Genomic DNA, 24,930 nt, shown 5'->3' on the forward strand with positions numbered 1-24,930 from the left:
AAAATGATATTATTATGAAAAATGAGAAAACTATAAAAACGGGAAATGGTTATATTATGGCGTTTGTGTTGCTATTGGTAATCGCAGTAACAATTTTTGGAATTGTTGTTACCAAAAACCCATTATTTCTAACATTAATACTTCTTATAATTTTAATTATTAAAGGATTTTTTATTGTAAATCCAAACAGTTCAAAAGTGCTTGTTCTTTTTGGGGCATATAAAGGAACGGTAAAAGAAAATGGATTCTTTTGGGCTAATCCTTTTTACACTAAACAGAAGATATCATTAAGAGCGAGAAACTTTTATAGTGAAAGAGTAAAAGTCAATGATAAAATAGGTAACCCGATTTTGATTAATGTAATTTTAGTATGGAAGGTAAGTGATACCTATAAAGCAGCATTTGATGTAGATCATTATGAAGAATTTGTGCGAGTGCAAACAGATGCAGCTGTTAGAAAATTGGCTGGTTCTTATCCTTATGATAACTTTGCTGAGGGTGAATTTGAAATTACCTTGTTATCCGGTTTGGATGAGGTGAATGAAGCATTGGAAAATGAAATCACAGAACGGTTATTGATTGCAGGAATCGAAGTTATGGAAGCTCGTATAGGATATTTGGCGTATGCACCGGAAATCGCTAATGCGATGCTTAAGAGACAACAAGCTGTTGCAATTGTTGCTGCTCGTAAAAAGATTGTAGAAGGAGCTGTAGGTATGGTAGAAGATGCATTGGTTCAATTAGCTGCTGATAACATCATCGATTTTGATGATGATAAAAAAGCGTCTATGGTTAGCAATTTAATGGTAGTTTTGTGTGGTGATAAAGAAGCAACTCCCGTAATTAATGCAGGAACATTACATTCATAATTTATGAGTAAAAAAAAATCATTTGTCCTTAGGATATCCCCAGAAACTTTTAAGTTAATTGAGAAATGGGCAGATGATGAATTTCGAAGTGTTAACGGGCAATTAGAATGGATGATTCATAAAAGTCTAAAGGATGCTAAACGTTTAGATTCGAAAAAAAAGAATAACAATACAGATGAATAATAGCTATAAAGCATTGCCATAATAGCAATCTTCTGAAAGTGCTTTAGAATAACTGGTTTTAGTTTTTAAATCCATAATAAGGTAGGTTTCTTTTTTTAGTTTGATTTCTATTCTATTTGATTTCCAGTGTATTTTGATATCTTTAGATTTAAGATTTTTGATATAGCTATACTGATTCGCGAAAGCAGATGTTAGTGGTGGAGCATTTCCATTTTTAGTAGCTTCTTTTGGGCTTATGTTAATGGATTCAGGATCAACAACAGAGCAGAGGAATCCGTCAAAATCAATACCTTGCATATCTGGGTTTAAAACGTAAACCCAGATAGAATATTCATCTTCTTCGATCATTATAGTTCTTCCAGATTCGGGATCAGTAGAGGTGATAAAAATACCATCTACATTTCGTGCAGATCTTGGTTTAGGTGTGCCAATGGCAAAAATACTAGTAAATATCGATAATAAAATTAGTTTCATACAGGGTGTACTTTATACTATTTATAAATTAGTTTAAACCCTAAAACTATGAGACGAATCCAGATCAGATGAAGAATAGTATCTTAAACTATGATCCAGATAAAAAGTGTGAGATTACGAAAGTAAGAAATTATTGTATAAGTTCATTTTAAAATATGTGAGATTTCCCCTTCATTTGTAATTATTTTTTGTTCTGTTTGTTTTTCATTCGTAGCAAATACCTTGTTTTTGTAGTTAAATTTTCCATTGCACACAATCAAAGGGCTATTTTTTACGTTAAGTGGTATTCAAAACTTGGCTTTCTGGGGGAGTATGGACAAGGAGATATTAATGATGTTAAGAAAAATATGGATAGCCAATTATACGATATTGCATATTTAATTCAGTTTAGAGACAGGGTAAATGCCAAAGTTTCTCAAGTGCCAATTGCTTGGCATCTGGATCATAGCCTAAAAGTTATTAATAGGATACATCATGTGCTCAAGAGTTCTGATCCTAGTTTTTATGAAAAACGCTTTAGTTTGGCTCGCAGTTTTTTCTTCACATTTGGGTATATTCCTAGAGGAAAAGGCAAGTCTCCCGGATCTGTGTTACCTCCAGAGGTTATCAAAACTGAAGATATACTGTCTCAATTAGAAGCTGCCAGAGAAAATATTGCGGACCTTGAAAGTTTAGATCCTTATGTGAATTTTATCCATCCTGTTTTTGGTCAGTTAAATAAAAAACATACCAAGCAGTTTCTAAAAATACATACTAAGCATCACTTGAAAATTATACAAGATATCTTGCGTAAAGAATAAGAAGGCTTGTAGATTTTTATGATGCGCAAGTTTATTCCCTTTTTAAAAGCGATCCGAAGATTTTAATTAATTTCTTAGTATGGATTGTCACACTTTGTATCTTTCAATTGTCTAACCAATAGAAGATATGAATGAAAACCTAAAAGAGTTAGTAGAAAAAGCGAATTCAGGAGATAAAAAAGCGCTGGAACGAGTAATCATTGAGATTAAGGATTTAGTATATAACCTTTCTCTTAAGATGTTACTTTACCCCGAAGATGCAAAAGATGCGACACAAGAAATCCTAATAAGAATAATAACGCATCTAAGCACTTATCAATATAAGAGCCAGTTTACAACTTGGGTCTACAGAGTCGCTACCAATTATTTACTAACTGAAAAAGGTAAAAAAGCTAAAGAATTTGTTATGCCTTTTGAAGATTACGAAGATTTAATCGATTTAGGTCAGTCAGATGTGGTTAGATATTCTAAAAACGAAGGAGTGTTGTCTTTGTTAGAAGAGGAAGTAAAAGTTAGTTGTACCCAAGGATTGTTGCTTTGTCTGGGTGAAGAGGATAGGATCGTCTACATTTTATCCGAAATACTTGATTTCAATGGTAAAGAGGGTTCTGAGATTATGGAAATCACTGCAGAAAATTTTAGAAAGAAATTGTCTAGATCCAGAAGAAAAATTAGAAATTTTTTGAATAAAAAATGCGGTTTGGTAAATAGCAAAAACCCTTGTCGATGTAATCGAAAAATAGACTTTCTCATTGATCAACAAATAATCAATCCAAAAGATTTAAGATTTGCTCATTTTTCCAATCGAAGTATAGATTTAGTTCGGCAAATTAGTGATTTAGAAAAATCTATAGCTATATACCGGTCAACTCCTGACGTTCCTGCTCCTGATATCGTGATGAAAACCATTAGACAAATCCTTAATATAAATTAGAAATGAAGATAAATGATTTCAGAATAAAGCAATTTGTTATTATAGCACTACTAACGAGCATTTGGATTAATGTTTCCGAAGTATTTAGATATTTTGTTTTGGTTATGCCTCGTGTACAATCATTTTTTGACTATAAAAGCGGTATTGCAGAAATGGATATAAGCATCTTTTCTATTTGGGGATTCTGGGATATGTTGTTATCGGCACTATTGGTATTTTTATTTTGGCTTTATGCCAGAGAATTTGGTAACCGTTTTCAATCTGTTTTAGTTTCCAGTACGATCATTTGGTTATGTGTATTTGTAATCTTCTGGGTGGCAACTGCCAATATGGGCTTGTCTAATTGGAGTATTCTTTTAATAACGCTTCCGTTAAGTTGGTTAGAAATGGTGGTTGCTGCTTGGATTGCTTCTAAATTATATCAGACTAGACGTTGGATGCCACAATAGATTAAAATGGATTATAATACCTTATCTTACTTGATAATAAGGCTGCTTAAACGTTATTTTTCGAAAATCTATGATACTGCTTTTTTCCGTTTTTCTATGACTATAGCTCTATTATAAAAATCTCTGAATTCTTTTTCGTTATACTTTGCACGCATGGCAGATAAAACATCATAGAGTGATAAACTACACCATTCCCATAACATGGTGTGAAAGTTATATTTATACATCTGTTTTCCAATTTCGTTTCTGATGGTATCAATTTCATTTTTGTTGAAACCATTTTCAAAAAGCCTGGCGGTAACTTGGTTGTTGTTTTCTTCTGTGAATTCTGTATCAAGGTAAGGTTCCAGAATCCAATCCCAATTCCAGCTGTAAGGTATGAGCGGAATGTCGTTCTTTTCTGCAAATGTTTTCAATGCCTCTTTTTTATCTGCCGCTAAAAAGACAATATCGTCCTTGATCATAATTTTTAAATACCCAAAATCGATACAAATACTATTAATTTCAGCAGCTTTCACGATGCTTTCAGGATAAACTATAGAGGGTTTGAATGGGTAATTATTGATAGATATGGCGTTTTCAAGAATTTCAGATGTTCCAAGCTCACAAATCAAATTATTGAAATTAAACAGTTTACTTTTTAGTTTAAATAAATTCTTAAAATAAATCACGATGAATTATGGATGTTTGTTTATTACTTATTAATTAAAACAATCCTGTTATTTCTCCATCCTCATTAACATCTATTCCTTCGGATGCCGGATGTGCAGGCAATCCCGGCATTCTCATAATATCACCTGTAATCGGAATCAAGAAACCTGCACCGGCAGCAATTTCAATTTCTCTTACTGTAAGAATAAAGTCTTTGGGTCTACCTAATAATTTAGGGTTATCAGATAATGATTTTTGAGTTTTTGCAATGCAGACCGGTAAATGATCCAAATCCAAATCCGTAATTCTCTTCAAATGCGCTTTGGCTTTCGAAGTATAATCTACATGTTTTGCCCCATAAATTTCTGTTGCAATAGTTTCTATTTTATCTGTTACTTGAGATTCCCATTTGTATAATGGTTCGAAGTTAGAAGTATCTGACGCTACAACATCAATAACGTGGCTAGCTAGTTCGAGACCTCCTTTTCCGCCTTTTTCCCAAACTTCTGCCAAGGCAACTTTTACACCTTTCGAAGCTGCAAAGTTTTTGATAATATTGATTTCAGCTTCACTGTCAGACGTAAATTTATTGATGGCAATAACAGGTGTTACTCTAAATTTAGTGATGTTCTCAAGGTGTTTTTCTAAATTAGGTAAGCCTTTTTGTAGGGCTTCAGTATCAGGAATAGTGAGAGCGTTTAAATCCGCACCACCGTGATATTTTAAGGCTCTGATCGTGGCAGTAAGTACCACAACTTTAGGTTTTAACCCGGCACTCTGACATTTGATATCGAAAAACTTTTCGGCTCCCAAATCAAATCCAAAACCAGCTTCGGTAACGGTATACTCAGAATATGACATACCTATAAGCGTAGCTATAACTGTATTTGTTCCCTGAGCAATATTAGCAAAAGGTCCGCCGTGGATGATTGCCGGATTACCCTCAATTGTTTGTACAAGGTTGGGTTTTATAGCATCTTTAAGCAAGGCGGTCATTGCACCTTCAGCTTTCAGATCTTTGGCATAAATAGGATTCTTATCGTAGGTGTAACCTATAAAAATATTACCTAAACGTTTTTTAAGATCATTTAAATTCTCGGCTAAACACAGAATAGCCATAATTTCTGAAGCCGCGGTAATATCAAAACCGGTTTCTCGTGGGACACCTGATGTGGTTCCACCCAAACCAACAATTACGCGACGTAATGCACGATCATTTAAATCAACTACGCGTTTCCAGCTAATTGTTCTTGGATCCAATAAAAGGGTATTGGTTTTACTTTGAATATTGTTATCAATGATTGCAGCTAAGAGATTGTGTGCTTTTTCTATGGCGGCAAAATCTCCTGTAAAATGAAGATTGATGTCTTCCATGGGCAAGACTTGCGAATAACCTCCTCCTGTAGCACCTCCTTTAATTCCAAAAACCGGACCCAGAGAAGGTTCTCTTAATACTACTGTCGTCTTTTTGCCCAATTGATTCAATCCTTCAGATAAACCGATAGACATAGTGGTTTTTCCTTCTCCAGCAGGAGTAGGAGAAATAGCCGAAACCAAAATGAGATTACTTTTCTCGGCATTTTCTTTGTTGATTGCAGCTAAGGGTAATTTAGCTTTGAACTTGCCATACATTTCTATTTGATCCGGATCAATTCCAAATTTTGTAGCAATAGATGAAATAGGAGCAAGAGTAGTTTTTTTGGCAATTTTTAGATCATTCATAGCTTAGAGTTTCTTTTAGAGATATTCGAAATAGTGCGGCTTTTGTATGTTAGATTGATTACTGTTTTTAGTGATGAATACATAGATCATTGATCTTCTAAAAATAGTGATAATTTCAGACTAATATTTGCGCTTTATTCCATTAATGAAATTTCGTTTTATAAAATTTTTTGCTCAAAATTTTTAAAGAGCCAATTATACCTGCGTTTTTTGTTAAAAAGATAAAAGCCAGCGATTAAAAAACAAATGCTCACCAATGAGCCCAAAAATCCAAGATTTTCTTGTAGGTGATTCTCCATAAGTTCTTTGCCAAAATGATCTACAGCTGCAATTAGCAATCGGATCAAAGACCACGCAATGATTAAAAAGGACCATATTTTCAAAACAGTGTTAAGAAACTTTTTGTTCTTTCTTGATATATAAAACACTATAATAATCGTAGTCGATAGTATTATCGGGATATAACTACCCAAAATTGCATATTGAATACCTTTTGTAAAAAACAAAAGCAAAGATAAAATGAGAATAGAATTATAAAAAAGATGATCTCTATCTTGTTTGATGTTTTTCTTACCAATCATTCTGTTATAATTTGTTGTATGACTTCAAAAATCAGTTGGGTAGTGGATCTAATATATTCCACATCTATAGTATCAAAAGTATCATTTTCTGTGTCCTTAAATGGAGTTGTATCACCACCAACATATTCTTCTGTAATTCCAACAGCAGTAAATCCCGCTTCTCTAAATGAATGGTGATCAGTCGAATTTACTTTGGTAATGTAAACGGGAATATTTAATTGATCAGCTTTAGTCTTATATGATTTTTCGATCTCGGGTGTTGGTAGTTCTAATTCTATCGCTTTGTCTGCATCCTTATCCCACCCAATTTGATCGAACGTATGAACAGAATGTATATTAAAATTGTTTCGTATTAAATATTTGGCAAATGCCTTGCTGCCTATAAGCCCTTCTTCTTCCTGATCGAAAAATACAATGAGTACATTTTTATTTCTGGATTGTACCTGAGATAATTTTTTAAGTACTCCGTAAAGGACAGCTACTGCCGATGCATTATCATTAGCTCCTGGACAATTTCGGGCAGTATCGTAATGTGCTCCTAAAACTACATATTCATTAGAGCTGGTTTTAGAAGGGACTTTTGTATATAAATTTACACCTCTAAAAGGACCAATCAATAGGTCAATGAATGCATTTGTATTGGGTTCTTGATAATTATGTGTAGCCGGAGTAAAATTTAATTGTTTTATGATTTGAGAAAGATATGCTCTAGCTATTCGTTTCTCGTTGACAGTTGTTCTACTATTTATGATATACTGTGAGTTGTTTGTTTTTTCATTTCCGCTAAGCACAGATATTATTTTGGCTTGAGCTTCCTCGGTTTTTGCAGGTAATGGTTTTATCACAATATCTTTTTCAGTGATGGAGTTACAGCCCAAAATACATATTGGTAATAGTAGTAAACAGATGGATTTCTTGATTGGGATCATTACGGCATTTAATCTATACCAGTCGAAATATAGTAAGATGTTATTCATTACTCCTAAAGATAATCAATGTCAGTAAATTTTTGAAGGTATTATTTAATTACCACAAACTACTTATTTTTAAAAAAGTGTTTGCTGAGGTAACTACTTAATTTCTAAATAAATCTTTTGGCTGAATCACATCAACCCTGATTATTTTTTCATCTTTAAAAGTGAAAATTTCTACGATATCTTGACCTTCTTTGTCCGAATCATCAAGCCAAACTTTGTCGTGTAGAATTACTTTATTGTCAATTTCTACAAGATGCTGTATTTCTGAACGTACATCTGGATGATTTTCAAAATGTGTGGCTCTATTATTTTTTAGGTCTATTTTTCCATTAACTTTCATCTGGGATTCTACAAATACCTTTACATCTTCGGCAAAGCCAATAACGTATTTTTCAGGATTCTTTTCGTTCACCGCATCTATCATTTCTTTGATCATATTACTTTGATTTCCTGAAATTTCGTATTTCTTCCGTTCGGTGTTACATGCAATTACTAAAATTGAAATAAATATTAGAATTATTATGGTCTTCTTCATTTTTTCGAGTCTTAATTTATATGTTGCGAACAACCATTTGTAAATTATTTTATAATGTATGTTTTTAATTTGTAAGCTATATAAACCTGATTGAAGCTAACTTTTATTTTCCTGTTCCATAAAATATAGGTCAAAGCCTTTTGCCCAATAATCTTTTTGAATTTTTACCAGTTCGAACCCCATCTTTTCGTAGAATTTAAAAGTGAATTGAGAAGTTCTTACAATGATCAAATCAATTTCATCCTTTTTGTTAATATGCTTAATTCTATGTTCCGTTAATTTCTTGCCGATTCCTTTTCCTTGCGCACTTGGTTTAATGACATCCCAGGAAATGATAGCTGTTTTATCACGGGCAGCATAGTTGATGCCGCCTGCACCAATGATTTCATTCTCTTCTTCTACTATATAGTAATCTTCTATTTCGGTCTCTAAATATTTTTGAAAATCCTCTTTCTCAGACCTATCAAAAAACTTTGGGATATTTAAATTAAGCAATTCAATTACTGCTTCTTTATCTTGGGATATGTATCGTCTTATTTTCACAGTACTCCATTAACGTTTAAGTTTATTACAAGTATTGAAATGGATCTTGGTATGAAGATATTATTTTTTATGAATAGGAAAGTTACGTTCTACCATATAGGGAAAGTCTTTGTAGCCTTAGATCTATTTGGATTCTTTTTCAAGAATAGATTCATAAAACTCAAATATTTTTTCATAATCTTTATTAAAATATATGCAAGTGTAAAAGATTGCTACAAAACAAGTATGCTTTTTTAAAAGCGCAGAGTAGTCTAGAATAATCGAATTTCATTATAAAATATAATACTTCATTTAACCGCTGAATTGTCAATTTTTGGTTGAAAATGTAGCAGCTAGATTGTTTGTTTTATATAAAACTCTGTATCAATAGCGAGTGTTTAAGTTATTGGGTGTTTTTAAAAACACATCGCTCTAAGAAAATATTTTATGCTATCTCTGTAAAACATTAACACCAAATGATTCACCACCCGCATCAATTAAACCAATATCGCGACAAGCTGCCCAAAGAATAGTAACTTCTTGTCCAAATAAAGCTTGATCAAGTACATCAAATAGTTCTTTTAAATTCATACCATCATTATAATAGTCGGCAACATGTATTTGCAGGTTTTTATCATCGCGTGGAATAATACCGGTGGGAATATCGACTACGTTCCAAGTATTTTGATCAGGTGCTTGAATCATTAATCCGTCTGGTGGATATAAGCGCATATTGGGAATAGTTGAATATGGGCTGGCCTCTTGATCCGGAATCAGTCCGGCAACGTTACCTCTATCAATGTTACCACCCAAAGTATCACTAAGGAGTTTCATATTATCGGTGTAAAATTTTATACTGTATCTGGCAGGAAGAGTGACGTAGCCATCTCCCATTTCCCAGGATCCATGACCACTTAAAACGATAACTTTTGACATTTTAAATTTTTATTTGTTTTCCTACTCGTAAGGCTTTTCAGAATACGCCCCGTTTTTTTTGGTGGGTTCTGATCTCCACTTTTGTTTAGATATTGGGGCATTAAGTTTTTGGCTTTTGTCAAATTTTTGGATTTTAAATTTTGACTAGCTTAAAACTATTATTTAGATATGCTGTAGGCTAAAGATAAACAATTTCCCCGAGATCATCTCTATTCTTCTGTTATGATTACGTTAGTAAAAATATAATCAGCTTCTTTATAATAGGGTTTATCATTTCTGCTTATTTATATGTTTTATTATACCAATGGTAAATTCCCTCGCCAATTTCGTGAGGATGTGTTTCTTGTATGTAATGTTTGCCTTTACCAAGATTTATTGCAGTAAGATTTTTCCAAGTTGCAATGATATGTTTAGCTTCTTTTGGCTTAATTATCATTCCGGGCTTAACGTGAAACATTAATTTTGGAACCTCAGAATTGGGCAAATAATCACCATATGATTGTATGATATCTGTACTAAATTTTGGTGTACCACTAATGGCAATTTGAGATGGCCATACAAAAAGTGGTTTACGGTCTTCTTTCTTTAGATAAGGTAATCTGTAATGCTCCATTTCTTCTTTGGTCAATTTTCTACCTGTCATCATTGGTAAAAAACGGTTTACAAAAAAATGATTCTTGACTATCATCTTATAACCTTTTTTTGGATGGCGAAAACGTTTAAAAATAAATCTTTCTATGAGATTAGCATCACTCCATGAAATAGGTCTAACGATGGCTTCAAGAAATACAATACCTGATACGTTTTCGCGAAAACGGTTTGCATAATGAAAGCCTATACCGGAACCCCAATCTTGAATAACGAAAATGATATTTTTCAAATCCATTTTATTAATAAAAGCATCCATATAGTCGATATGGTCTTTAAAAGTATAGTCAATATCTGGTTTACCTGATTTTCCCATACCAATTAAATCAGGTGCCACTATGCGTCCTAATGGTGATAGATGAGGGACGATATTTCTCCACAAATAACTTGATGTAGGATTTCCGTGTATTAACACAAATGTATGTTCAGAATTTTTTTCACCTTCATCTATGTAATGAATCTTGGATTTAAGGATTTCTTGATAGTTAGATTTGAAAGGGAATTTTGCGGATATTTCTTTTTTATTTTTCATTTAATTTTACTTTTTTGGTTTAGAGAGCCCAATGTTTTCTAATCCTTCGATAGGATATAATATTGCTTTATCGAATGAATCAAACTGGTAATTATCTAATGAGATACTGTAAACTTTATTTTTTGGTTTTTTGGGACCTTTAAGTTGAATCTTGATATTGCTTGGCAAATAAGTTCCAATATTTGTTTTTTTGCGCTCATATCTAGCCGTTGCGTGTTGTAGACCTTTTGGCATCTTGATAAAAAAATCATTTATTGTTACTTCTAATAAATCAATAAATTTGGTTGTTGGATTGATATAGACTAAAAAGCGGTCAAACTTCTTATTTGGTTCTTCACTCCCCCAAGTAACATAAACTGTTTCGTACGAAATACCATCAAGTTCTTTACTTCCTGCATATCTTATTATTTCTGCATCAGGAAGATGCATGGGTGCTTCTAATAAATAATGATAGGTAGCAAGTCCCCAAATATACCTGTCGTGTTCGTGACGTTTGAGATTATCGCTGTAAGATTTTTTTTTATAGCCTTGCCAAGCTTGTACCCCCTGAACTATATTCTTTTTGCGTCCCTCTAAATATTCTACCTGACCATCAAAACTATTTGTTGCAAGTCTTAATTGAAGTTCTTTACCATTATTTCCAGGAAATGCATTCATAGGCATTAATAACCAGAAATTATTCCATTCAAATTTCACAGTTGATTCATAGACTTTTACTTCAGATAATTTATCATAACCCATCGCTATTTTAGATTTGGTAAGTAGGTCTTTTCCTTTTTGTTCTGAATGTGATATGGTATTTTTTTTAAGTGATTCGGTTCTTAAATCAACCGATTTACAGGAGTTTAAAGCGATAATTAGTATCGTTAAGCTGGATAATTTGAAAATGTTTTTCATTTGGATTTAATTTAATTAGACTGTTCTGTTTAATTTAATGTTAAATTTTTTTATTTTTTTATTAGGTTGAAAGTTATGTCCAACCAAGTATCCATAAATACTCTGGACCTAGTAACCTTAGTACGAGATAAAGTGCCATAAAATCCAGCGTGTAAATACTCTGCCAATTCTATTGAAGAATAATCTGTAATTATTTCCCCAATTTCCTGTCCTTTGGCAATAATGGGAGAAAGAATATGCAACCATCCAATAAAATGTTGGTTTGCTTCTGAGCCAAGTGTGTCGTTGTTTCGACCAACCTCCATACTCATATTATTAACTAGGCAACCACCAGCGAAATTATCTTTTTCATTCATATCTATAACCATAGAATAAAATGATTTCAGAGCGTTAATAGGAGATAACTTAGATTCTTTAAAGTAATTTTCTATCCAATTTTGGTTTGAAATACCATATTGGTTTATCACTTGTTGAGCGAAATCTTCTTTAGAATCAAAGAAATTGTAAAAAGAACCTTTAGGTATTCCCGATGCCTTTAATATTTCATTTATACCTACATTGTGGTAACCATTTTTTCTGAAAATTTCATAGCCCACATTTAGAATATCTTCTTTCTTATATTTATATCCCATAGTACAAATATATAAAACTTTATTTAATTAGACTGGTTGGTTTATTTTTTATTTTGTTTTTTGAATCTTGGTTAAAATGCTACGCTGCTTGTATAAGTTTTTATGGCGAAACCATTAATGATTTATTTATCTCGTTATATACTTTTTTTATTTAGTTCTTCTGTTAGAGTGTTCAAGTATTTCACCATTTCATTTAGATGTTCTATTTCATTTTCAGATCGTCTATTTTTCCAGTAATATAGGTGACTGCCCAGGTCGAACTGAATTTTTGGATTATATACTTTTTGAACTCTAAAATTCTTTATTTTTTTAGTTTTCATTACAATATTGATCAGCCTGTTTTGTTTTCGAGGTTTTCCTATTACCCGAATTTCTTCGTGAGCCATTCCTCCAAATTCAGGCATACAGTAAACTTTGGCTCCTGGTCGAAATTGCTTGGTTCCTCGTCTTACTTCTTTTTCCACTCCATAAAAGTGGCGATCTACGATATTTCCAACAATACACCATTCAAATTCTCGATCGTCAATTCCATCTAGGTTAATATTATTCGTTTTCTTTCGATAGTCCGATTTAAACCAATTTCTTATTTTACTTAAAAAACTCACTTTTTTTATTTCATATACCGTGTGGTAACAAGTTTATTATATGTTCAGTTTTTTATTCCAATCTTCGATTGAGATTGCTTTTGGTTTATTTTCATTATTATTCCACTCTGTCCAAAGTCCGATTTCTTTTCCAAAATTAACGGCAAGTTTTGCATTTGACTTAATCACTCCCTTTTTAAATATTTGGTGTGGTTCAGATATTCCATTTCCCCAATACCACAACTCTTTCTCAATTCCATCATTCCAACCTGAGCAATAGAAATCTTCACTTAATTCTTTAATTAATGCAATAATAGATCTTTCTTTTTCCTCATCAGAATATGAGTTTAATTCCGTTTTATATTTTAACAAAATAGTCGCCTCAACTTTTAAAACACCTTTGTCTTTACTCAATTTGATAAGTTCTTTAACGTCAGAACCGCTTAATTTAAGAATCTCAACTTTATTCAATAAGTTGTTCAACTTTTCGATGTCAGATTCTAAAATTGCAGACGTTATTTCTTCCATTATTTTTTTTTCAGTGAAATGCACACTACGTTAAATATATGGCAAGTAGGCCATTTCAATTCAGTAGAGTTTTCAATATCCGAAAATCCAAAATAATCCCGATAAATAATTTCTCCATCGTTATCGATAGAAACTGCAAGTCCAGGAATTTTAAAATAATCCCTCAACTCTATAATTTCAGAAGAGAATTGTTTTGATTGTCTGTCACCAGATTCTTCTTTTTCAGAACAACCTGAAATCAATATGGCAAGAATTAAAATTTCTATTAGTTTTTTCATTCAGTTCTGTAATTTTTTGTATCGCCAAATATATGAATCGGAGCAAGGTAAGAATACTTAAACCAATTGATCTATCTGTGTGTTTTTATTTCTTGTTTTATTTATAAAAATCTAGCACTTCTACAAAAGGAAAAGATCTTTCGATCGAGCACTAAACTTTGCTCTGATTTTATATATAATGTTACGGTAAGTATTTTTTAATCGAAATCAAAATCTGCATCCCAATCTTCTCCGCTATCAAAGTCGAAATAATCATCTATCGAATCAAAAACTTCAGAGATTTCGGAAATTAAGTCAGAAATTGATAAATCAGAATCGTGCATGAAATCAATCCAAAACCAGTCGTCATAATATTTGTCATCATTACTTGAACGTACAGTTGAAATTAATTTAAGTTTTTCTAAAAGCTCAAATTTTAGTTTTGTAAGCAGAAAAATATTTCCTTGAAGAAATAGTATCAGTTCTAATGCTTTATCGGGTTCGTTTTCGATTAAATTTTCAATATTCCTGTCTACCTCATTTAGGTATTCGGTAATATCCTTTTTTAGTTTATTTCCTTTTGGATTAGTTTTAAACCAAGAGAAAACACTTGAAATCAAATTGTTTTTAAAAAGGTCATTGATTTTTAAATTATGAATAATTTCCTTTTTATACTTGTGTTCGGATGGTATTTCTTTGAATATTTCTCTTAAATATGTTTTTAGTTGAAAATAACTATCCTCGTCGATTCTCTTCGTAAAATATTGCTCAAATTTATTTGGGGTATACTTTGAGAAATTTTTACCAGTCTCTACAAGTATATATTCTCTTAAATGAGGATCTCTCGAGTGAGATTTTTTTAACGTTTTTTTTATGATAAGAACTTGTTTTAAGGTCAAGTCAAATAAAGTCAGTTTTAAGAGTTCGATTAGTTCCGTCTTTGGTTCCAAGATTAATTTGGTTCCAGCTGGTTTTAATTCCGATAATCTATAAACATTTGAGTCTTCGAATTTCGATTTAGAACTAAACTTTATTATTTTACTATTGTTCTTCAATATTTTTTGTAACGTCTCTTGTATGGTGCGTTTGCTTCCCGAAGGGAGCATATGCAATATCCAAATTGTTAGGCTTTCGTTTTTATTTTAAAATAGAGTTCAAAATATTAAAATCCTGCTTGTTTTTATGGTAAAAAATTGTCATCCCATTGTTTATGTCCTAGATCAATTTCTTTAAAAAAGATCTGTTTGTGATACTTGCCCTCCATAATACTGATAACAAGAATAATCTCATTTTACCATAATTTATATCATTAAGTATTGAAAAATCCTTGCCGTTTTCCGCTTTATAAGTTGGATAAGTTTGCAGATTTAATTTCTCACTAAAAACTAATGATTTGGCATATCTTTCATATTTGCCTCCGAGTATTATATTATCACAATCCTCGCAAAGTATTACCTTGTCAAATTCTCCAGTTTGTAATGGAATGGGCTTGATTTCATCAGAAATTCCCTTTATAGAATGAAATACATTTTTTTCGTCCTTCATTCCGTTGTATATAAAATCAGGAATTATATGTGCTTTAATCAACTTTTTGTTTTTCAAACACAATCTACATATTCCCATTTTGAAATTGGTTAGATTAGATTATATATTATTACAGGAGCAGAAAGTACCAATAAACCAATTATTCCATTCATATATGAATCATCGTTTAAAAAATCTTTGAAAGTTTTTTTAGATTTCCAAAACCTCGAAATGAACCATCTAAATCCTGCTCCAGGATAGGAGAAGATTAGGATAATTATAATTTCAAAAATTGCTTCCATAACCAATGCTAGCGGTTTTGTGTATGATTTCGTTGCGAGTACTAGCGATGAATTATAAATGGTGTTGTGTGCAGTTTTTATTCAGCTATTCGTTTTTTTAAATCCATTCTTTCGTGCAATATTCTCGTTATTTCAACATAATTTTCGTTCAAAGTTCTGTAGAATATGATATGTCGATGTGTATTCATTCCGAGAAGTTGCTTTGATATTCCATCGTAGGATTTCCCTATATCTGGGTTTTCTGCAATTTCTTGACAATTAGAAATCAGTTCTGTGTAATATTTGTCAGCTTGTTTTTCCGACCAAACCTCAAAAGTATAATCCCAAATCTTTGATAAATCCTCAACAGCTTTATTGGTCAATTTATATTCAGCCATTCGACTGCTTTTTCGCTTTTAGAGATTCAAGATGTTTTTTTGGGTCAAAGTCGTGAGCTATTCCACTGTCAATTCCTTCTTGAATAGCTTTCTTCAATGCAATTACTTTAGTTTCTTCTTCTTCTAAAAGTCTTAATCCAGCACGAATAACTTCACTAACGTTCTTGAATCTTCCTTCGCTTATACTATTTTGCACGAATTGGTCGAAATAACTTCCAAGTGATATAGATGTGTTTTTGTTCATTTGAGTACTAATTTACGTTGAATATACCAAAAATTGGTATAATAAACAAATTCCCCAAATTGCACACAACAAGTTTGTATGTAAACTGTTACATATATTTCTATTATAAAATTTGATTGTAACCGTTTACAAACGTATAATAAACGTTTCATTCGACGGTTATTTTTTAAGATTTGATTAAAGAAAAGGAAAATATCCTAGCGTACAAATGTATGGAGTATGGCCAAAATGATTCGTTAAGTCGATTTTATCTTAAGAGTTTGTAATAAAATAGGCATCAATCTCCCGAATTCTCTTTTCTTTTTCCTCGTCTGGTAACCAACTTGCTTTAAAACTATTTTTTACTAAGGTTGTGATTTGGTTTTTAGAAAGGTGTAAAGCTTTGGCAATTCCCAAATAATTTTCGTTCATATATCCTCCAAAATAAGCGGGATCATCAGAATTAACCGTGACCAATAGATTTTTTTTCATCATCTCAGCTATAGGATGTTCTTTCAAGTTTTGTACTACTTTTAATTCTAAATTGGATAACGGACATACGGTTAGTGGTATTTGCATATCAGCAAGTCGTTTTACTAATGCTATATCATCAAGACAACGGTTACCGTGATCAATTCTGCTAACTTTTAGCAAATCCAGGGCTTCCCAAATATACTCCGCTGGACCTTCTTCACCTGCGTGGGCTACCGTTAGAAAACCTTCTTCGATCGATTTAGCAAAAACCCTTTCAAACTTTGATGGAGGATTACCAACCTCTGATGAGTCTAATCCTACGGCACTGATCCAATCTTTATAGGGCAATGCTTCTTCTAAGATTTTAAAAGCAGATGCTTCATCCAGATGTCTTAAAAACGAAAGGATCAATTTATAAGTAATTCCCAGTTTTAATGTACCGTCTTCTAGCGCAGATCGGATACCTTTAATTACCGTTTCAAAAGGAATCCCTCGATCTGTATGTGTTTGAGGGTCGAAAAATATCTCCACATGTACTACGTTTTGTTCGTGTACTTTTGTGAGATATGCCCAGGTAAGATCATAAAAATCCTGTTCTGTTATCAATACATCAGCCCCAGCATAATAGATGTCCAAAAACTCCTGGAGGTTATTGAATTTATAAGCGTTTTTCAATTCTAGAATAGAGTTGTATGGAATCTTCTTTTGGTTTCTTTTGGCAATCTCGAACATTAACTCAGGTTCAAATGTTCCTTCTATATGTAGATGAAGTTCTGTTTTAGGAATGCCTTGTATGAATTCTTCTATAGATGCCATATTCGTTTTAAATTTTGTGTTCTTTTTTGTTTTTAATACTTCGGCTTCACTCAACGTCCTGCTGAGCTAAGTGTAAGGCTACGTAAAACAATTTACAAAGCAAATCCGAATTGAACAGGTCGGTATTCTGTTCGTCGACACCGCCTTTTTGCTTAATTTTCTATAACTATTTTACAAAAACTATACTTTTTGATCTTGCACTTTTGCTTGTAGCATTTTAATTTCATCTCGTAATCTGGCTGCGGTCATAAAATCAAGTTCTTTTGCAGCTTTTTCCATTTCTTTTCTAACATTTCGAATACGAGTCTCTAACTGATCTTTGGTATAATAAGCAGTTTCTTCTTCAGCTGCTTTTAAGGTCGGAGCAGTTTCAAATTGATAGGGTTCTACTTTTTTACCTGCTAGAGCATTATCTAAGGATTTTTTGATAGCCGTAGGTGTAATTCCGTGTTTAGTGTTATATGCAATTTGTTTTTCGCGACGATAATTGGTTTGATCAATAGTCTCCTGCATACTGTGCGTGATCTTATCAGCATATAAAATCGCCAACCCGTTTACATTTCTTGCAGCTCTACCGATGGTTTGGGTAAGAGATCTGTTATTTCGTAAAAATCCTTCTTTGTCCGCGTCCAGGATTGCAACTAAAGATACTTCAGGCAAATCCAACCCTTCTCGAAGCAGATTTACACCAATCAGTACATCAAAAAGTCCTTTTCGTAAATCCTGCATAATCTCTACCCGTTCTAGCGTGTCTACATCACTATGTATATAGCGACATCTAATGTCAATTCTGGTCAGGTATTTAGTCAGTTCTTCTGCCATCCGTTTGGTCAGGGTCGTCACTAATATTCGCTCATCTTTTTCGATACGTTTGTGCATTTCTTCAATCAGATCATCTATCTGGTTGAGACTAGGTCGTACTTCTATAATGGGATCCAGTAATCCGGTCGGACGGATGATTTGTTCTACATAAGTTCCTTCACTTTTTTGTAATTCATAATCTGCCGGAGTAGCACTGATATAGATGACTTGATTTTGAAGTGCTTCAAACTCTTCAAACTTTAAGGGCCTGTTATCCATAGCAGCCGGAAGTCTGAAACCATATTCTACCAAATTTTCTTTTCTGGATCGGTCACCACCATACATCGCATGTGTTTGTGGAATGGTTACGTGGCTTTCATCTACAATCATCAAATAGTCATCAGGGAAGTAGTCCAATAGACAGAAAGGTCTGGTTCCCGGTTCTCTACCATCAAGATAGCGAGAATAATTTTCGATTCCGGAACAGTAGCCCAACTCTTTGATCATTTCTAAATCAAAGTTGGTGCGCTCTTCTAATCTCTTGGCTTCTAGAAATTTTCCTATTTCTTTAAAATATTCTACTTGTTTTCCAAGGTCCAAAGCGATTTGATCAATAGCTCCGTGTAATACATCCGGAGAGGTAACGAACATATTAGCAGGATAGATATTTAAGCGGTCATATTTTTCTATAATTTCATTAGTTTGAACATCAAAGGCCTCTATTTCTTCAATTTCATCACCAAAAAAATGTACTCTAAATGCATCATCCGCATAGCTCGGAAAAATATCTACGGTATCTCCCTTAATTCTAAAGTTTCCGTGGCGGAAATCTCCTTCAGTTCTGGAGTATAAACTTTGAACCAATTTATGGAGTAATGCTGTTCTTGATACGAATTGTCCTTGTTGGATAGAAATTACATTCTTCTGAAATTCGATCGGATTTCCAATACCGTACAAGCACGAAACCGAAGCAACTACTAATACATCTCTGCGCCCTGAAAGTAGGGAAGAGGTAGCGCTTAATCGCAGTTTTTCGATCTCATCGTTAATCGATAGATCCTTTTCTATATAAGTTCCCGTAGTCGGGATATAGGCTTCTGGTTGATAATAATCATAATAAGAAACAAAATATTCTATAGCGTTCTCAGGAAAAAATTGCTTGAACTCAGAATATAGCTGAGCTGCCAGGGTTTTATTATGCGCCAATACTAGAGTGGGTCGCTGTACCTGAGAAATGACATTGGCGGCTGTAAACGTTTTACCGGATCCGGTTACCCCCAAAAGTGTCTGGTATCTTTCTCCTGCTTCTATTGCATTTACTAGTTGTTTTATCGCTTCAGGTTGGTCTCCGGTGGGCTTAAAATCTGACTTGAGTTCGAACTTCATGGTATGCGCTTTCTTTTCTGAATAAAGATACAGAATACTACTACTATTTTTAAAAGAGTGTATAAATTTTGGGTAAAGTTTATCGTATTAAAGAAAAACTTCCAGTACGAATTCTGCCGTCTCCTAATTGTACCCGAAACCAATATTGGCTTGATGGCATTAACCTTCCGCCATATGTTCCATCCCAACCATTACCTGAAGGAACCAATTGTTTTATTAACTTTCCGCTACGATCAAAAATATAAATGATAGAATTGCCCAGAACTTGAGATGATATGCCTTCTACATTCCAGGTTTCGTGAAAACCATCCCCATTAGGTGTAAAATATTTAGGAAATCCTACCACAGAAATATCCTGAATAGTTTCAGGGTCGCATCCGTTTTTATCTCTAATGTATACAGTATGAAACCCGGGCGGGACATCTGTAAATGTAGGGCTGTCCTGATAGGTTCTGATATTACTTCCGTTAAAGGCTATGGCAAATTCGTAATTACCAGATCCAGTGACATTGATAGTGACCGTATTATTATTAGAAGCATCATTGATTTCAATATTATTAATTGTAGCTGGTGCAGAATTAGTAACAGATACGGTTCGATCCTTGTTACATCCTGTTATGCGGTTAGTAACAGTAACTGAATAGTCCATTGCAGTATTAATTGTAATACTTTCTGTAGTTTCTCCCGTAGACCATAGATAGTCGAAATTATTTGGATTTCCGGATTCTAATCCTGAATCAATAATAATATTGGTGCCTTCACATAGAAATGCTTCATCTTGATCTTCGATATCAGGTAGAGGATTGACAAAAAGTGCCACCTCATTGATTCCAAAGCACTGATTTAAATCGTCTTCAACTCTTGCATATACAATATCTTGTCCTTGAGTACCAGCGGTTGTATTCGTGTAGCGAGTGATTGGATTTGTTTCATTTAATGCATCCTCGGTAGTTTCATAATAATTAATGGAAAGGTTTGGACTTACGATACCAAGTAAGATCTGTGCATCAGCTTGGATAAGATCGAATTCTCTAAAACCATCTTCAATACCATCGTCATCACATACAGCTAACGTTGCATCATTGGCAGACGTCGTACTGACTACAAGATCTAATGTCGCTATTCTGAAACAGCCAGTAACATCATTAGTAACCCTAACAAAAATCTGCTGATTAGGAACGGTATTTTGATAACTAGTGGTATTCATAATGGATGGCGTTCCGGCATCTGCTGAAGTTAAATCTTCGAAAAATAAGAGGGAGCGGTCTGCTACTCCTCCGGTAATTTGATCTGAGGCCTCATTTAGATTAAATAATGTGATACCGTCATTGGTATTCATATATTCGTCACATTGAGTTAAGGATGTATCATTAGCTTCTGGTAAAATATTAATGGTTACCGGAATTTCCAAAGTGTCAAAACAATCCGGATTTACATTATTTTCAAGTCTTGCATATACTGCAGTCATTGTACTTGATAACACAGCGTTTGTTGGATCTACGATGGCATTAGTACCGTTTTCAGCATCCAAAAGTGTAGTGTGATAGGTAATAGTGTAATCAGAAACACTTTGACCATTATAAATATCTGTATTAGCAGTAGTTAAGTCATAAGCGATCATTCCGTTGGTGTCATCTCCATCATCCGCATTATCACAGGCAAGAATTGGACTAGTAGCGAATGCAGTTGGTTCATTAAAAATTTCTATTTGAAAACTAGTTGTATCGTAGCAATCGATATTTCCGATGTTTTCGATTCTGGCGGCAATAGTTTGTGGATTGTTTTCAGTAGTGAAATTTTGAGGCAATTCATTTAGAGCTGCGTTCGCATCAGCAATTGATCTAAAATAGCGTATTTGAAACTGATTAGGGTCTTGTGTCCCCAGAATGGTAGTATCAAATACGGAAAGATCCAAGTCTGTAATGCCATCATTATTATCATCGCAAATAATTTGATTGGCTGGAGTATTTTGAACAGAAGGAACTTCAAAAAAAGTTACGTTTGCTACACCTATCAACGGGCAGCTACCATCGTTAAGATCTACTTCTAATCGATAATTGCCTGTTGTGGTAATATCAAGAAAGAAATTGGTATCTGTAATCTGAATATCGTCCACAAACCAGGTATATGTAGCAGAAGGGATATCTTGATACTCTAATCGATAAGTGTCTCCTTCACATAAAACAAGATTGACATTATTAGGATCTCCACTGTTAATGATATCGATGGTTTGCGCAAAAATTGATTGGATAAAAGGAGGTAGACCTATCCTTGAGCCTCTTCTACCATCTACATTAAGTAATAGTCCCTGATCTCGATAATTTACGTTGGCAGCCACAGCTTCGGGATTTTCTATAACTCCAAGGTAATTACCGGTTCCAGAGTCAAAATCGTACAAGGCTCTATATATTCTGCCATCTGGGCCTAATTGTAATGCGCCGGCACTAAAATTAGAAGTATCTTGTCCGTTCTCATTTAAAATTCTTGTTCCGCTTGCAGCTATTTGAGTATCTGGTAAGGTGAGGTCAAATTGCATTAAAAATCCATTACCAAATCCACCATTTCCTTCACCAACCGTTGTATATAAACGTTCACCGCTTTGTGAAAACTCTATACCATAAGGAGCATCTCCATCATATAATTCTATTTCGTTACTAACAATACCCGTGCTGTTATCGAAATCGTAAAACAAAACTTTACCCGGTCCATCACCTCCGGTTACATTGGTGAGTCCAAAATGCACCACAGCCAACTTATCTCCTTCTGGAGAAGCTTTGAGGTATCCTAAAGCATTTCTTCGATATCCTGAAACCGGCACAGTAACTCCTACCTGAGAGGTTATCGGAGTCGTGTTAACTCCTGTTTGGTCTACCATAAATGCATAATAGGTATCTATAAAATGGGTAATCACCCAAAACGAATCACAATCATCGCTTTTTACAGCCGTAATTTTTTCTGAACATTTATATAAACTTTCAGCAGGGTCAGAGGTGTCATAGGTAATTAATGGAACATTTTTTTGCCCGGCTACCACCGCTCCATTTCCACCATCCAAAGTCATGTCGACAATAGAATACAACAAGCCATCATTTACACCATCTCCATCAAAAGTGTTAGGATCATTATCAGCATTAAAGTGATGAGGCTCATCTACCGTAAAAACAATATAAATATTAGGTGTGTTTGGCTGAGGTACAATCAAAGCAGATGAAGTACTTGATGTATCTCCTCTAAGATCAACACCATTTAGCATAATATCGTGATTCCGTGTAAAAATTGTGGAACCATCTGTGTAAAAAAGAAGACCTCCTGTAGCATCCGATATTGTAGTGCAACCTTCTAAAGTGTTGATTCTTCCATCGGTCAGCGGAGTAGGAGGCGTTGTACTAAAATTTACTCCTGCATTTTGCCCAAAATACCAATTATTAGCTTCTCCCTGTGCAAATAAAGTTGCACCTAATAAAAATAAAAGGACAAATGATATGTGTTTCATGAGTTGAGTTCAAAAACTCAAAGATATTACAAATCTCTCTTTTTAAGAAGATAATATGAAAGTCTCACAAATATTGCGGTCCAAACCAGAACAATAATAATTTCATACCAATGTACAGCGTAGTCTCTCTGGAAGTTTTCTCCTAACTGGTTAGCAGCCGATTGTACGAAATTTAATCTAGACCAAGGCTCATTCACCAGATTGGCCATACTGTCTAAAGGTAAAAAAGGTATGATTTTATCAATGATATCCGAATCAAATTTCCATTTGATCAACCCGGAAAATAATCTGAATGCCAATTCGATAAGTTGCCAGAAAATCAAAAATCCTAATGCAAAAGCAGAACGTTTTATAAGAACTCCTAAAAACATGCAGAATGAAAAGAATCCAACGAGTTTGACAAAATATGCCAGAATGAATTCTAAATCAGAAAGAATAATTGAAATCTCATTATAATCAGAAAAAATAAGTCCGAGTATTAATGAAACGATAAATAAAAATAGGGTAGATACTAATGAAAAAACAACGACAGTAAGAAATTTAGATGCTATAAATTCTTTTTTACTCAAACCGTCTATTAAGTTCTGCTTTAATGTTCTGTTGGAGTATTCATTAGCCATCATAGAAACTATAACAATAGCCAAGAATAATTTTAACCAAGCGGCAATCCAAGCATTGAAGTGCCATATATATGGAAAATTAAAAATTCCCTGATCTGCTAATCTGAAATTAACCCCACCGAAACTAAATTCATAAGAGGCGATTAGAGAAATTAAAGTGATTAGAATAAAATAGGTTATTGTCAGTACTTTAGCCGATTTATTATATCGTAATTTTTGAAATTCTATATTGAGTAATCGTAACATTGCTTTAGTTTAAATTGTTGGTTAATTGTAGGAACTGTTCTTCAAGGCTTTCTTTTCTTTTTACAAGATGGGTTAGCGTAATACCAGCTTCATATAACTGTTTATTTAAACTCTCTGCATCTAATTCGCTATTTAAAAAAGCTATAAGTTTGCCCTCTTCCTCCTTAATATTCCCAAAAGTGTTTTGTTCACTTAACCACTTTTTAAGTATGCTGTTTTGATTACTTTTAAGTTCGAAGAAACCGTGACTTGCATTCATTTCATCAACAGGACCCGAATATAGTTTTACTCCTTTACGAATGATCACAACGTGGCTACATACTTTTTCTACTTCGTCTAGTAGGTGAGATGCCAAGAGTATAGTGGTTCCTTGAGAAGCGATGACCTTAATAATTTCCCTTATCTGATGAATTCCCTGAGGGTCTAATCCATTGGTGGGTTCGTCCAGAATTAAAATTTCAGGATCATTCAGTAATGCAGATGCGATTGCTAATCGTTGTTTCATACCTAGAGAAAAAGTTCTGAATTTGCTATCCTTTCGCTCTAAAAGCCCGACAAGCTTTAATTTTTCATCTATTTTATCCGTAGGAACTCCCTTAATTTGACATACCAGTTTTAGGTTTTGCGACGCGGTCATATAAGGATAAAAATTAGGACGTTCTATGATGGCTCCTACTTTTTTCAGCGCATCGTGAGTTGAGGAGTTTCCGTCAAACCAGGTAAAATCTCCCGAGGTTTTATTGACTACGTTAAGCACAATTCCGAGCGTCGTTGATTTACCACTTCCATTAGGTCCAAGTATTCCATAAACATTTCCTTTTTTTATGGTAAAAGAAAGATCTTTGACTGCGGTTATAGGTCCAAATCTTTTTGTAAGATTCTTCAGAGTTAGAATGGTTTCCAATTGTAATTTCTTTTGGCGGTTATAATATAGTAGACGACTGGAGTACATTTTTG

General features: G+C 33.6%; 29 protein-coding genes. 5 read left to right on the forward strand and 24 right to left on the reverse strand.

Going from position 1 to position 24,930, the window contains the following annotated elements; translation table 11 throughout:
* Positions 1-14: 14 nt before the first annotated feature.
* On the forward strand, positions 15-869 hold the full coding sequence (locus tag ACE94K_RS10255) for an SPFH domain-containing protein (protein WP_378183780.1): 855 nt from the start codon (positions 15-17) through the stop codon (positions 867-869).
* A gap of 3 nt (positions 870-872) precedes the next feature.
* Positions 873-1,052 (forward strand): Arc family DNA binding domain-containing protein, encoded by a 180-nt coding sequence (locus ACE94K_RS10260; protein ID WP_378183783.1) that lies wholly within the window; start codon positions 873-875, stop codon positions 1,050-1,052.
* 3 nt (positions 1,053-1,055) lie between these two features.
* On the opposite strand, the gene ACE94K_RS10265 is transcribed toward ACE94K_RS10260, so the two are convergent.
* The gene (locus tag ACE94K_RS10265; protein ID WP_378183786.1) at positions 1,056-1,526 is read right to left on the reverse strand and encodes a hypothetical protein; all 471 of its coding nucleotides are present in this window, start codon (positions 1,524-1,526) and stop codon (positions 1,056-1,058) included.
* A 347-nt stretch (positions 1,527-1,873) separates the two neighbouring features.
* On the opposite strand from ACE94K_RS10265, the gene ACE94K_RS10270 reads away from it, so the two are divergent.
* From ACE94K_RS10270 to ACE94K_RS10280, 3 genes are all read left to right on the forward strand, one after another.
* On the forward strand, positions 1,874-2,326 hold the full coding sequence (locus ACE94K_RS10270) for a DUF1569 domain-containing protein (RefSeq protein ID WP_378183789.1): 453 nt from the start codon (positions 1,874-1,876) through the stop codon (positions 2,324-2,326).
* A gap of 127 nt (positions 2,327-2,453) precedes the next feature.
* The gene (locus ACE94K_RS10275) at positions 2,454-3,260 is read left to right on the forward strand and encodes an RNA polymerase sigma factor (protein WP_378183792.1); all 807 of its coding nucleotides are present in this window, start codon (positions 2,454-2,456) and stop codon (positions 3,258-3,260) included.
* A 2-nt stretch (positions 3,261-3,262) separates the two neighbouring features.
* Positions 3,263-3,709: a hypothetical protein gene (locus tag ACE94K_RS10280; RefSeq protein ID WP_378183795.1), complete on the forward strand. Its 447-nt coding sequence runs from the start codon at positions 3,263-3,265 to the stop codon at positions 3,707-3,709.
* A gap of 68 nt (positions 3,710-3,777) precedes the next feature.
* Here the strand turns inward: ACE94K_RS10280 and ACE94K_RS10285 are convergent, their stop codons facing one another.
* The 23 genes from ACE94K_RS10285 to ACE94K_RS10395 form a co-directional block, all read right to left on the reverse strand.
* Positions 3,778-4,323, reverse strand: coding sequence for a hypothetical protein (locus ACE94K_RS10285; RefSeq protein ID WP_378183798.1), 546 nt, complete (start codon positions 4,321-4,323; stop codon positions 3,778-3,780).
* 91 nt (positions 4,324-4,414) lie between these two features.
* The gene (locus ACE94K_RS10290) at positions 4,415-6,082 is read right to left on the reverse strand and encodes a formate--tetrahydrofolate ligase (protein ID WP_378183801.1); all 1,668 of its coding nucleotides are present in this window, start codon (positions 6,080-6,082) and stop codon (positions 4,415-4,417) included.
* Between the two features lie 158 nt (positions 6,083-6,240).
* On the reverse strand, positions 6,241-6,663 hold the full coding sequence (locus tag ACE94K_RS10295) for a hypothetical protein (protein WP_378183803.1): 423 nt from the start codon (positions 6,661-6,663) through the stop codon (positions 6,241-6,243).
* Complete coding sequence (locus ACE94K_RS10300; RefSeq protein WP_378183805.1) at positions 6,660-7,640, reverse strand: M28 family metallopeptidase; 981 nt, start codon at positions 7,638-7,640, stop codon at positions 6,660-6,662. Before ACE94K_RS10300 ends, ACE94K_RS10295 begins: the two co-directional genes overlap by 4 nt.
* Before the next feature lie 97 nt (positions 7,641-7,737).
* Positions 7,738-8,175, reverse strand: a complete 438-nt coding sequence (locus ACE94K_RS10305; RefSeq protein WP_378183808.1) for a nuclear transport factor 2 family protein — start codon at positions 8,173-8,175, stop codon at positions 7,738-7,740.
* Between the two features lie 96 nt (positions 8,176-8,271).
* On the reverse strand, positions 8,272-8,718 hold the full coding sequence (locus ACE94K_RS10310) for a GNAT family N-acetyltransferase (protein WP_378183810.1): 447 nt from the start codon (positions 8,716-8,718) through the stop codon (positions 8,272-8,274).
* A gap of 429 nt (positions 8,719-9,147) precedes the next feature.
* A complete protein-coding gene (locus ACE94K_RS10315) occupies positions 9,148-9,633 on the reverse strand; it encodes a putative adhesin (protein WP_378183813.1) in 486 nt (161 codons plus the stop codon).
* A 280-nt stretch (positions 9,634-9,913) separates the two neighbouring features.
* Positions 9,914-10,813, reverse strand: a complete 900-nt coding sequence (locus ACE94K_RS10320; RefSeq protein WP_378183816.1) for a haloalkane dehalogenase — start codon at positions 10,811-10,813, stop codon at positions 9,914-9,916.
* Between the two features lie 6 nt (positions 10,814-10,819).
* Complete coding sequence (locus ACE94K_RS10325; protein ID WP_378183819.1) at positions 10,820-11,710, reverse strand: hypothetical protein; 891 nt, start codon at positions 11,708-11,710, stop codon at positions 10,820-10,822.
* Between the two features lie 50 nt (positions 11,711-11,760).
* On the reverse strand, positions 11,761-12,342 hold the full coding sequence (locus ACE94K_RS10330; RefSeq protein WP_378183822.1) for a TetR/AcrR family transcriptional regulator: 582 nt from the start codon (positions 12,340-12,342) through the stop codon (positions 11,761-11,763).
* A 134-nt stretch (positions 12,343-12,476) separates the two neighbouring features.
* On the reverse strand, positions 12,477-12,947 hold the full coding sequence (locus ACE94K_RS10335; RefSeq protein WP_378183825.1) for a hypothetical protein: 471 nt from the start codon (positions 12,945-12,947) through the stop codon (positions 12,477-12,479).
* Between the two features lie 36 nt (positions 12,948-12,983).
* A complete protein-coding gene (locus tag ACE94K_RS10340) occupies positions 12,984-13,454 on the reverse strand; it encodes a hypothetical protein (RefSeq protein ID WP_378183828.1) in 471 nt (156 codons plus the stop codon).
* Positions 13,454-13,732 (reverse strand): hypothetical protein, encoded by a 279-nt coding sequence (locus ACE94K_RS10345; RefSeq protein WP_378183832.1) that lies wholly within the window; start codon positions 13,730-13,732, stop codon positions 13,454-13,456. The genes ACE94K_RS10340 and ACE94K_RS10345 overlap by 1 nt, the downstream gene beginning before the upstream one ends.
* A gap of 197 nt (positions 13,733-13,929) precedes the next feature.
* Positions 13,930-14,817, reverse strand: coding sequence for a hypothetical protein (locus ACE94K_RS10350; RefSeq protein WP_378183835.1), 888 nt, complete (start codon positions 14,815-14,817; stop codon positions 13,930-13,932).
* A 109-nt stretch (positions 14,818-14,926) separates the two neighbouring features.
* A complete protein-coding gene (locus ACE94K_RS10355) occupies positions 14,927-15,334 on the reverse strand; it encodes a hypothetical protein (protein ID WP_378183838.1) in 408 nt (135 codons plus the stop codon).
* A gap of 11 nt (positions 15,335-15,345) precedes the next feature.
* The gene (locus ACE94K_RS10360; protein ID WP_378183840.1) at positions 15,346-15,537 is read right to left on the reverse strand and encodes a hypothetical protein; all 192 of its coding nucleotides are present in this window, start codon (positions 15,535-15,537) and stop codon (positions 15,346-15,348) included.
* A 77-nt stretch (positions 15,538-15,614) separates the two neighbouring features.
* Positions 15,615-15,914, reverse strand: a complete 300-nt coding sequence (locus tag ACE94K_RS10365) for a type II toxin-antitoxin system RelE/ParE family toxin (protein ID WP_378183843.1) — start codon at positions 15,912-15,914, stop codon at positions 15,615-15,617.
* Positions 15,907-16,158, reverse strand: coding sequence for a type II toxin-antitoxin system ParD family antitoxin (locus tag ACE94K_RS10370; protein ID WP_378183846.1), 252 nt, complete (start codon positions 16,156-16,158; stop codon positions 15,907-15,909). Before ACE94K_RS10370 ends, ACE94K_RS10365 begins: the two co-directional genes overlap by 8 nt.
* A gap of 252 nt (positions 16,159-16,410) precedes the next feature.
* A complete protein-coding gene (locus ACE94K_RS10375; RefSeq protein ID WP_378183848.1) occupies positions 16,411-17,427 on the reverse strand; it encodes an adenosine deaminase in 1,017 nt (338 codons plus the stop codon).
* 180 nt (positions 17,428-17,607) lie between these two features.
* Positions 17,608-19,614 carry an excinuclease ABC subunit UvrB gene (gene uvrB / locus ACE94K_RS10380; RefSeq protein WP_378183850.1) on the reverse strand — a complete coding sequence of 669 codons (2,007 nt, stop codon included), beginning with the start codon at positions 19,612-19,614 and terminating at the stop codon, positions 17,608-17,610.
* Positions 19,615-19,693: 79 nt separating this feature from the next.
* Positions 19,694-23,107: a T9SS type B sorting domain-containing protein gene (locus ACE94K_RS10385; RefSeq protein ID WP_378183852.1), complete on the reverse strand. Its 3,414-nt coding sequence runs from the start codon at positions 23,105-23,107 to the stop codon at positions 19,694-19,696.
* A 26-nt stretch (positions 23,108-23,133) separates the two neighbouring features.
* Positions 23,134-23,973, reverse strand: a complete 840-nt coding sequence (locus ACE94K_RS10390; protein WP_378183854.1) for an ABC transporter permease — start codon at positions 23,971-23,973, stop codon at positions 23,134-23,136.
* A 4-nt stretch (positions 23,974-23,977) separates the two neighbouring features.
* Positions 23,978-24,877: an ABC transporter ATP-binding protein gene (locus tag ACE94K_RS10395; protein WP_378183856.1), complete on the reverse strand. Its 900-nt coding sequence runs from the start codon at positions 24,875-24,877 to the stop codon at positions 23,978-23,980.
* Positions 24,878-24,930 lie beyond the last annotated feature (53 nt).

This window comes from Aquimarina besae (genome assembly GCF_042434905.1).
In the GTDB taxonomy this organism is placed as follows: Bacteria; Bacteroidota; Bacteroidia; order Flavobacteriales; family Flavobacteriaceae; genus Aquimarina.